Origin of the sequence: Pseudoalteromonas shioyasakiensis, assembly GCF_022398475.1 — a bacterium.
GTDB lineage: Bacteria > Pseudomonadota > Gammaproteobacteria > Enterobacterales > Alteromonadaceae > Pseudoalteromonas.
The window spans coordinates 1-10,691 of record NZ_JAKEVM010000147.1; the positions used below are offsets into that span (position 1 = coordinate 1).

Sequence of the window (10,691 nt, forward strand, 5' to 3'; positions counted from 1 at the left end):
CATGATACGCTGCATGCCTCTGATATCGACTTTTCAGCCTTACCTTTATATCAAGAAAAGAATCTTTATTTTGACGTCGAAATTGATATTAGTGAAGAATGTTGGACTTACTGTGATAACACCCGACTCACCCAAATTGCGTCTAATTTATTGAGTAATGCATTAAAGTTTACTGAGCAAGGCACTATTAAGTTATACGTATCTGCTAGAGTTCAAAATGACGATGTCATCTTGAATTTGCAAGTTTCTGATACGGGTATAGGCATGACGGAAACCTTTATGAAGTCACTTTTTTCACCATTTACCCAAGAGCTAAATAAGGACCGAAAAAAGGGGGGCACAGGGCTTGGCCTTGCAATAGTGAAGGAACTTATCGATTATATGGGAGGCATAATAAAGGTCAGTAGCGAATTCCAAAAAGGCAGTTGTTTTGATATTCAATTACCTCTAAAACTAGGACAGCCACAATCACATGATACGCTGCATGCCTCTGATATCGACTTTTCAGCCTTACCTTTATCGATACTGGTTGTTGATGACAACCAAATTAACCGCTTTGTGTTAAAAGCACACCTAGAAAAGTTAGGCTTAACGGCCGATTATGCCTGCGATGGTATTGATGCGATAAATAAATGCAAGCAAAACAAATACAATCTGATTTTTATGGATTGCGTAATGCCAGAAATGGATGGCATTGAAGCAACACGTATTTTAAGAGATGAGCAAATTTGCCCAACTGATACAACTTATATTATTGCTTTAACAGCAAATACTTCTGCAGATGATAAAGCAGCTTGCAAACGAGCTGGAATGGATTTATTTGTTTCAAAGCCTGTTAAAAATACGGCTATTGAGCAAGCAATTGTGACAGCTAAAGAGCATTTTTTAATCTAAATAATTGTAGTTTGTGAATACTCGGCTTAGAAAAATCATTGCTGGGTAAATGAGTAGTTATTTTAGGCAATTTTCAAATTTAACCTATACTTTTAACGGGTTTAATATGTTGGAAATACTAAATGGGCTACTCAGATAACCGCCGAGACTTTTTAAAAACATTAGGTGTTGGTGCCATAGCATCAACAGTTGCCTTTAAAGCTCCCTATGTATTCGCTAAGAATACTCCCACAATTAGGGTTATGGGGACCCACGTAACTTTACAAGAAGAGCTCAGACAAAAAGCCATGCTTGAGCTGGGTATTAATATTGAATTTACCCCAATGGGCAGTGCTGCGGTGTTGCAAAAGGCAGCATCAGACCCAAGTAGTTTTGACTTATACGAGCAATGGTCAGATTCAATTAATATTCTTTGGCAAGCAGGTGCCATTCAACCTATAGAAACTGAGCGGTTAACCTATTGGCATGAAATCAATCCACTCTCTAAAACAGGTAAAATTGTGCCTGAAGCCAAGTTAGGCGCTGGTGACTCACCCAACAAACTTCTTTACGTGCAAGCAGATGGAACGCTTGCGACTACACCAAGCGATGCAATTAGTTTCTTGCCTTACGTGCATAATGTCGACTCGTTTGGTTACAACACTCAGTTCATAGAAAAGGGGATTCCTTATCAAACTGAGTCTTGGTCTTGGTTACTCGATGAAAAGAATAAAGGTAAGGTTGCGCTTGTTAATGCGCCAACAATCGGTATTTTTGATTCTGCTCTGGCTGCCGAAGCGCAGGGGCTGATGAAGTTTAAAGATATGGGCAATATGAGTATTAGCGAAATTGACCAGCTATTTGCAATTTTACTGCAAAAGAAAAGGCAAGGTCATTTTGCTGGCTTTTGGACTTCGGTACCGCAGTCGGTCGACTTTATGAAAATGAAACGCGTCACTATTCAAAGTATGTTTTCGCCCGGAGTCAGTGCCTGCAAAGGGCAAGGTATCCCGGTTGTTTATGCTTCACCCAAAGAAGGTTATCGTGCTTGGCACGGGGTTATGTGCTTATCAGCTAATGCACAGGGACATGTTAAAGATGCTGCTTATGAATACATGAATTGGTGGCTTTCTGGCTATCCAGGCGCATTTATCGCAAGACAAGGTTATTACATTTCTAATCCTGAGCGGAGTCAGCCTCTTATGTCAAAAGCAGAATGGCAATATTGGTATGAAGGGCAAGAAGCATCCATGGATTTACGCGGAACAGACGGCAAAATATCTGTTCTAGCGGGTCAAGCTCGTGATGGAGGAAGCTATATCAAGCGTTTTTCGAATATAGCGGTCTGGAATACGGTAATGCCGAATTATGATTATAGTTTAGATAAATGGTATGAGTTGTTGAACTCATAAGGAGCTACATTGCTAACCATTTTTTCTAGGTCTTTAGCAGCCAAAGTGTTATTGGCATTGACACTCGTTTTACTTGTAATGGGGGCGAGTTATTTTGTCCTGAACAAGCGATTACAAAGAATTGAAACATCTTTTAACGATATAAGCCGCATTAGTAATTATGCCGTGGGTATACTTCGTATAAATAAAGATATTGTTGAAATGCAGCGTGATATTTCAGTTTATGGATTCTCAGGTAGTAAAACCGTATTTAGTAAAATAATAGAGAACTTTGAAAGTATAAAAGCACGTTTAGAAAGTGTTGATTTGAAAAGTGATGAACTTGAAAGCCAAGTTTATTTAAATTCAATGACACAGCTGATTTCTCGGTACGGTGAAAATCTAGATGTGCTTGCCAAGCGTTATGAAATAAAAACAGAGCTCACTGACGTTGAGTTACCGCAAATCTATTTAGCAGCTATTAATGAATTAACCAACCTCAAATTAACTGCGACTACCAATGAAAACAAATTGGCTATCACTGAACATCTCAATGTATGGCATGAATTACATCGTGATGCCTCTTTGTTTCTTGCCAAAAAAGATTATTCTAAAAGAGCAGCGGTTAATAAGGCGCTGGCTATTTTATCAAATCAGTCACAAACCAACACTGATCTAAGTAATAACCGTGAACATGCTAAAACATATAAACAGGCTTTTTCGAGAGGCGTGCAGGCTAACCGAAACTATTTAAGCTTGGTTAATGTTGTTATGGCTGGCGATGCTATAGAGTTCAGTACCCTTGCAGATAAACTAAGAGAGCAATCCCTAGCAAAATTGCAAAAGATTAAAAGTGAAGCGCAAGAAACAGTAATAAAAACAGATCAAACTCTGCGTTTTCTTGCTGTTGGTGTAGTTATCTACATTATCGCGCTTGCAATCTATTTCCACCTGCATATATCGCGTGCAATTACACGTTTAACCACAAGTTTTCAATACTTCTTAGCTGGTGATTTATCAGCTCCTATTTATGATTTAAAACGTAACGATGAAATTGGTGTGCTTGCAACTGCGGCAGATAGATTTCGGGTGTTAAGCCAAGACCTTACCCAAGCCAAGAAAACGGCAGAACACACCACCAAGGTGAAATCAGAATTTTTGGCAAATATGAGCCATGAAATTAGAACCCCTATGAATGGCATTTTAGGAATGGCGCGGCAGTTGAGTCGTACCAGTTTGTCTCATGAACAAATGAAGATGCTTAATATTATACAATCTTCAGGGGCAGGATTATTGGTAATCATCAACGACATTTTAGATATAAGTAAGATTGAGGCGTCTAAAATTGAGCTAGAGTCTGTGCCTATACATTTAAATTCGCTACTAGATGAGTTACAGCATTTATTTAAAGAGCAAGCCCAAAGTAAGCATATTAAGTTGAATATTTCTGTTGCTGAAGAGTATCAACATTGTGTTTTCTTTGCTGATGAAGCCCGCCTAAAACAAGTGTTGATAAACCTTATTGGGAATGCAATTAAATTCACCGAGAAAGGCTGTGTGACCCTCAACGTAAAAATTAATGAGCTAGGCGGCGATGATTTGAGCATCAAATTTAGTGTGATTGATACAGGAATAGGTATCGCAAAAGAAAATCTCGGTAAGTTATTTGAAGCGTTTTCTCAAGCGGATACCTCAATTACAAGGCGCTTCGGTGGTACAGGGCTCGGCCTTGCTATCTCAAGCAAATTACTAATTTTGATGAATGCTCCTTTGCAGGTAGAAAGTGAGCTAGGGCAGGGTTCTTGTTTTTATTTTGAGCTAAAAACAACACAGGTTATTGAGCACTCTGAGTTTGAAACCGCAACGAGGCAAGAAAATGAAGAGGAACAAGTAGACTTTTCATCATTAAATGTATTGGTCGTCGAAGACAATGATATTAATCAGGTTGTTATCGAAGCTATGTTAAATGAGTTTGGTATAAGCTCAATAAAAATAGCAGGGGATGGCGAGCAGGCTGTTGCGCTATGTAAGGAACATAGTGGGGAAAATAATCTGCAAAACTGCTTTGATATTATATTTATGGATATGCAGATGCCTATACTTGATGGCCCGCAAGCAACAATACGCATAAGAGAAATGCCAGAGTATAAAGCGACTCCTATTATTGCCTTAACGGCCAATGTACTTGAAGGAGATAAGCAACGATGTTTTGCCGCAGGAATGAATGATTTTGTTGCCAAGCCGATTGACTACCAATGTGTTAAAACGGCTTTACTAAAGTGGTCTAAAAGTGAAGTGAGCGCTACGAGTGACTGTGATACCATCCCGCAATAATACTTAATCATTTTGAGGGATTAAACCTGTCGCTATCTGCGTTAAAAATTTCTGTTTTACGACTGCATGGATGCAAAAGGTAGAGCAATGCAGGAGCAATTGCCGAGCACAACTAAATAACGAAATTTTTGCCTTGCTATCAACGAGGTTTTATTGCCTCAAAATAGATCCACTTAATTAAGCGAATTGGTATTAAAAATTGATTTTAAGTCGCTAAAATAAAAAAGAGTTACCTCTTCGGTGTTAAAAACACTGAGGTAACTCTCTTATAGCTAATTAATTATGTTTAAATGAATTAAACCAGTTTAGCTAGGATGTCATTAAATGTTGAGCTTGGACGCATTGCTTTGAATGCTAACTCATCACTTGGTTGGAAGTAACCGCCAACACTCATTGCTGGACCTTGTGCATCGTTTAATTCAGTAACGATTTGGTCTTTTTGAGACTCAAGATCAGCAGCGATTTGTGTGAACTGTGCTTTTAATTCCGCATCATCATTTTGTGCAGCAAGTTCTTGTGCCCAGAATAAAGAAAGGAAGAAGTGCGAACCACGGTTATCAATCTCTTTCACTTTACGTGAAGGTGATTTGTTTTCAGCTAGGAAAGTACCAGTTGCTTTATCAAGCGTATCAGCAAGAACTTGTGCTTTCTTATTACCAGTATTAACTGCTAAGTGCTCTAAAGAAGCCGCAAGCGCTAAGAACTCACCTAATGAATCCCAACGTAAGTGGTTTTCTTTTTCGAACTGTTGAACGTGCTTAGGTGCTGAACCACCTGCACCTGTTTCGAATAAGCCACCACCATTCATAAGTGGTACGATTGAAAGCATTTTAGCACTTGTACCAAGCTCAAGAATTGGGAATAAGTCAGTTAGGTAGTCACGTAATACGTTACCAGTTACTGAAATAGTGTCTTTACCTTCTTTGATGCGCTCTAATGAGAACTTAGTCGCTTCAATTGGTGCTAAGATGTGGATTTCAAGACCATCAGTATCATGTTGCGGTAAATACGCGTTTACTTTTTTGATTAGCTCAGCATCGTGTGCACGGTTTTCGTCTAACCAGAAAACTGCTGGCGTGTTAGTTGCGCGAGCGCGATTAACAGCAAGTTTAACCCAATCTTGGATTGGTGCGTCTTTCACCTGACACATACGCCAGATATCACCTTGCTCAACAGCATGCTCAAGTAAAGTTGTACCAGCTGTGTCAACTACACGGATTGTACCAGCAGCAGCTACTTCAAACGTTTTGTCGTGTGAACCGTACTCTTCAGCTTTTTGAGCCATAAGACCAACGTTAGGTACGCTACCCATAGTTGTTGGATCGAATGCACCATTTTCTTTACAGAAATCGATAGTTGCTTGGTAAACACCTGAGTAACAACGATCTGGAATTACAAAGCTAGTGTCTTGTAATTTACCTTCGCTATTCCACATTTGACCGCTAGAACGGATTGCAGCAGGCATTGATGCATCGATGATCACATCACTTGGTACGTGAAGGTTAGTGATACCACGGTCAGAATCAACCATTGCAATAGCAGGGTTGTTGTCGTATACCGCTTGGATATCAGCTTCGATTTCAGCTTTCTTAGCTGCATCTAGGCTTTCGATTTTTGAGAATACATCACCAAAGCCGTTGTTTACGTCGACATCTAGTTCTTTGAAAAGATCAGCGTGTTTTGTGAATACGTCTTTGAAGAACACTTTTACAGCGTGACCGAAGATGATTGGGTCAGACACTTTCATCATAGTTGCTTTCATGTGTAATGAGAACAACACGCCTTTGTCTTTTGCTGCTTGAATTTCTTTTGCAAGGAAAGCTTGAAGCTTAGCAGCACTCATGCGAGACGCGTCAATTACTTCACCCGCTAGTAATGGTGTGCTTGCTTTAAGAACTGTAATGTCACCATTTTCAGCAACATGCTCGATACGTACGTCAGTTGCTTCTGCAACAGTCACTGATTGCTCAGAACCGAAGAAGTCACCTTCTTCCATGCTAGCAACGTAAGACTGAGAATCTTTGCTCCATGCACCCATTGAGTGTGGATTATTGCGAGCGTACTCTTTTACTGAACCTGGAGCACGACGGTCTGAGTTACCTTCACGAAGTACCGGGTTTACAGCAGAACCTTTGATTTTGTCGTAAGTTGCTTTAACTTTCTTTTCTTCATCAGTTTTTGGCTCTGAAGGGTAGTCAGGTAATGCGTAACCTTTTTCTTGTAACTCTTTGATTACTGCACGTAGCTGAGGGATAGAAGCACTGATATTAGGTAACTTGATAATGTTAGCTTCAGGTGTTTTAGCCATTTCACCTAACTCTGCAAGTGCATCATCAATACGTTGATCTTCAGTTAAGTACTCAGGGAAGTTTGCAATTACACGACCCGCTAATGAAATATCGCGAGTTTCAACTTCAACACCCGCAGCGTTTGTATACGCTTGGATGATTGGTAACAATGAATACGTCGCAAGAGCTGGCGCTTCATCTGTTTTAGTATAGATAATTTTTGATGTCATCATCATTCCTAGATAGTTGGCGTAATGTTTGGTAATGACTGCTAGCAGTAACCCTTAATTAGCCATATTCAACAATGCAATAGATAGCCTTGAATTACCAAGCTTAAGTGCCTTGATAAAACAACAGCAAGCAGTCTGTTAGCTGTTGCAACTCAATACATAGTATTAAAATAACCACAGCTGACAGACTGTAAAATTCTTATAGCTCAAATAAGCAAATTATGAAATTAGCCAAAAGCCTTACGTCAAAATGACGAAAAAGCTAAATTTAAGCAACAAGAGTGTAACAAGCTTGGCTCTAAAGGGCTAATAACAATTAAACAATTGGGGTAAAGAAATGGAATTTCAAGGGAAGTGAAAGATATATTTAAATGAGAAGAGTAAGCGAGGATCTTAACAAGGTCGCTCGCTTGATACTCGAATAGGTTTTACCTAAGAGATTTCATCGTTAGGCGCAATATTCGTTGCGTGTAACCCTTTTGGACCTTGTTGCAATTCGAATGTTACATCTTGACCAGCTTTAAGTGTTTTATAACCGTCCATTACAATCGTTGAGTAATGAGCGAATATATCAGTCTCGCTGCCGTCTTCTACGATGAAGCCAAAACCTTTGGCATTGTTGAACCATTTGACTTTTCCACAAGCCATACTTCTACATCCTTCTATAAGTTGACTAATTTAGTTATTCTAAACCGTGTAATTTGCTAGACTGACTAACGATTAATCAATCTATATTTGACTGTAGTTTATTTAGCCAGTCAGTCAAGTGTTTTAGACTATTTTTTAACAATTTATTTATTTTTTTATTCAAGTTTGCTTGAGTTCTAAAGACAAGACTATATTTAATTATGAGTGGCATGAAAGATTCTGGTGTTATTGAAACAGTTCGCGATAGTGAAAAGCAAAAATTGCAACCACCGCGAAAATATAAAGTCATTTTAAATAATGATGATTACACGCCTATGGACTTTGTGATAGAAGTACTAATGACGTTTTTTAATATGGATAGCGATAGAGCAACAGATGTGATGCTTCAAGTTCATCATAACGGTAAAGCAATTTGCGGTGTTTACAGCGCCGATGTAGCTCATACCAAAGCTGAACAAGTTAATCGTTACGCACGAGACAACGAGCATCCACTGCTATGTAGTTGTGAGCAGGAATAAATACCAAGGTAGGGTGAACCAATTAGCCCGTCACAACGGTATATAAATATTATCTCAGTAAGGGGTTGCCAATGCTAAACAAAGACTTAGAACTAACCTTGAATGCGGCGTTTCGCGAAGCGAGAACACGCCGTCATGAATTTATGACCGTCGAGCATCTTTTACTTGCACTGCTCGATAACCCTTCTGCTGGAGAAGCGCTTAACGCCTGCGGCGTTGATATGGGCGCATTAAAAGTCGAATTATCAGATTTTATTGATGAAACAACGCCGGTTATTCCTGATCTTGAAGAAGACAGAGAAACACAACCGACGTTAGGTTTTCAGCGTGTATTACAGCGCGCTGTGTTTCACGTGCAATCATCAGGCAAAAACGAAGTAACTGGCGTTAATGTGCTAGTGGCAATTTTTTCTGAGCAAGAAAGCCAAGCTGTTTATCTACTTAAAAAATCAGATGTTAATCGTTTAGATATTGTTAACTTCATTTCGCATGGCATTTCCAAAACAGATGACGACATTGGCGGTGAAGACCACGATGACATTCATGAAGAAGTGCAAGAAGTGCAAGGCGAGGAGCCGACTAAGCTTGAAAACTTTACGACTAATCTAAATCAGCAAGCAATTGATGGCAATATAGACCCATTAGTGGGTCGCGACAACGAAGTTGAACGCACTGTACAAGTGTTATGTCGTCGTAAGAAAAATAACCCGCTCTTGGTTGGTGAAGCTGGTGTGGGTAAAACAGCCATTGCTGAAGGCCTAGCTTATCGTATTGTAAATAAAGAAGTACCTGAAGTGATTGCCGATGCAGTTGTTTACTCACTCGATATGGGCGCATTATTAGCGGGTACCAAATACCGTGGTGATTTTGAAAAACGTTTTAAATCGCTGCTTAAAGAGTTACAAGCTAAACCAGGTTCAATTTTATTTATTGATGAAATTCATACCATCATTGGTGCCGGCGCAGCATCGGGTGGTGTAATGGATGCATCGAACCTAATTAAACCGCTACTTTCGAGTGGTAAGTTGCGCTGCATGGGCTCAACTACTTATAACGAGTTCAAGAATATCTTTGAAAAAGACCGTGCGCTAGTGCGTCGTTTCCAAAAAATTGATGTGCTTGAACCAAGTGTGGCTGATACCACGAAAATTCTTAACGGTTTAAAAGAGCGTTACGAAGAGCACCATGGTATTCGTTATACTCAAAAAGCATTGAAAGCAGCAGCAGAACTTAGTGCTAAATACATTAATGAACGTCACTTACCTGACAAGGCTATTGATGTTATTGATGAAGCAGGTGCTAATCAGCGTTTACAGCCCGTTTCTAAGCGTAAGAAAACAATCGGTGTGGCTGATATCGAGCTCATTGTATCTAAAATGGCGCGTATTCCTCAGCAAAGCGTTTCTTCTAGCGATAAAGAGACACTTAAGAACCTTGACCGTAACCTGAAAATGCTGGTGTTTGGTCAAGACCAATCAATCGATGCATTGACTTCAGCAATTCGTTTATCGCGCTCAGGCCTTGCTAACGAAGATAAACCGGTGGGTTCGTTCTTATTTGCAGGCCCAACAGGGGTTGGTAAAACAGAAGTCACTAAGCAGCTTGCTAAATGTATGGGTGTTGAGTTTATTCGCTTTGATATGTCTGAATACGTTGAACGTCATGCGGTCAGCCGTCTAATTGGTGCACCTCCTGGCTATGTAGGTTTTGAGCAAGGTGGTTTATTAACTGAAGCGGTAATTAAAAACCCGCATGCAGTTGTGCTACTGGACGAAATTGAAAAAGCACATTCAGATATTTACAACATTCTACTGCAAGTAATGGATCACGGTACCCTTACTGATAACAACGGTCGTAAAGCCGATTTCAGAAATGTAGTATTGGTGATGACGACGAATGCGGGTGTTCAAGAGACTGTACGTAAGTCGATTGGCTTTACCGAACAAGACCATTCTCATGATGCAATGAGTGAAATCAACAAAGTGTTTTCACCTGAGTTTAGAAACCGCTTAGATAATATCATTTGGTTTAATCACCTTGAGAAAGAGATTATCTTGCAAGTGGTTGATAAGTTCATTGTTGAGTTACAAGCACAACTTGATAAGAAGTCGGTTAACCTTGAACTTACATCCAAAGCAAGAGAGTGGTTGGCAGATAAAGGCTACGATAAAGCTATGGGTGCACGCCCGATGGCGCGTGTTATCCAAGATGAGCTTAAAAAGCCGCTTGCAAATGCAATCTTGTTTGGTGAGCTAGCCGATGGTGGTTCAGTTAAGGTATCGGTTAAAGACAAGAAAATCCACTTTGACTTTGAAACTAGCCTAGAAACAGCTTAAGTTGTTTTTAGCTGAAAACAAAAAGCCCAGCGATTGCTGGGCTTTTTGTTTATTAAATGGAATTAAAACTAAG

At 39.7% G+C, this 10,691-nt stretch carries 7 protein-coding genes; 5 read left to right on the forward strand and 2 right to left on the reverse strand.

What is annotated here, in order from left to right:
* The 3 genes from L1D51_RS18355 to L1D51_RS18365 all read left to right on the forward strand — a co-directional run.
* Positions 1-894 (forward strand): ATP-binding protein (locus L1D51_RS18355; protein WP_239964448.1); only part of this gene is annotated, 894 nt, incomplete at its 5' end.
* Positions 895-1,016: 122 nt separating this feature from the next.
* A complete protein-coding gene (locus L1D51_RS18360) occupies positions 1,017-2,285 on the forward strand; it encodes an ABC transporter substrate-binding protein (RefSeq protein ID WP_055020827.1) in 1,269 nt (422 codons plus the stop codon).
* Positions 2,286-2,294: 9 nt separating this feature from the next.
* A complete protein-coding gene (locus L1D51_RS18365; RefSeq protein ID WP_239964449.1) occupies positions 2,295-4,598 on the forward strand; it encodes a hybrid sensor histidine kinase/response regulator in 2,304 nt (767 codons plus the stop codon).
* A gap of 295 nt (positions 4,599-4,893) precedes the next feature.
* Here L1D51_RS18365 and L1D51_RS18370 read toward each other — a convergent pair whose 3' ends face one another.
* Positions 4,894-7,116: an NADP-dependent isocitrate dehydrogenase gene (locus L1D51_RS18370; protein WP_239964450.1), complete on the reverse strand. Its 2,223-nt coding sequence runs from the start codon at positions 7,114-7,116 to the stop codon at positions 4,894-4,896.
* A gap of 432 nt (positions 7,117-7,548) precedes the next feature.
* The gene (cspD, locus tag L1D51_RS18375; protein ID WP_036968098.1) at positions 7,549-7,764 is read right to left on the reverse strand and encodes a cold shock domain-containing protein CspD; all 216 of its coding nucleotides are present in this window, start codon (positions 7,762-7,764) and stop codon (positions 7,549-7,551) included.
* A 209-nt stretch (positions 7,765-7,973) separates the two neighbouring features.
* Between cspD and clpS the strand changes: the two genes are divergently transcribed.
* Complete coding sequence (clpS, locus tag L1D51_RS18380) at positions 7,974-8,282, forward strand: ATP-dependent Clp protease adapter ClpS (RefSeq protein ID WP_161804337.1); 309 nt, start codon at positions 7,974-7,976, stop codon at positions 8,280-8,282.
* Between the two features lie 71 nt (positions 8,283-8,353).
* Entirely contained in the window at positions 8,354-10,618 is a 2,265-nt protein-coding gene (clpA, locus tag L1D51_RS18385) for an ATP-dependent Clp protease ATP-binding subunit ClpA (protein ID WP_054561665.1), read from the forward strand.
* Positions 10,619-10,691 lie beyond the last annotated feature (73 nt).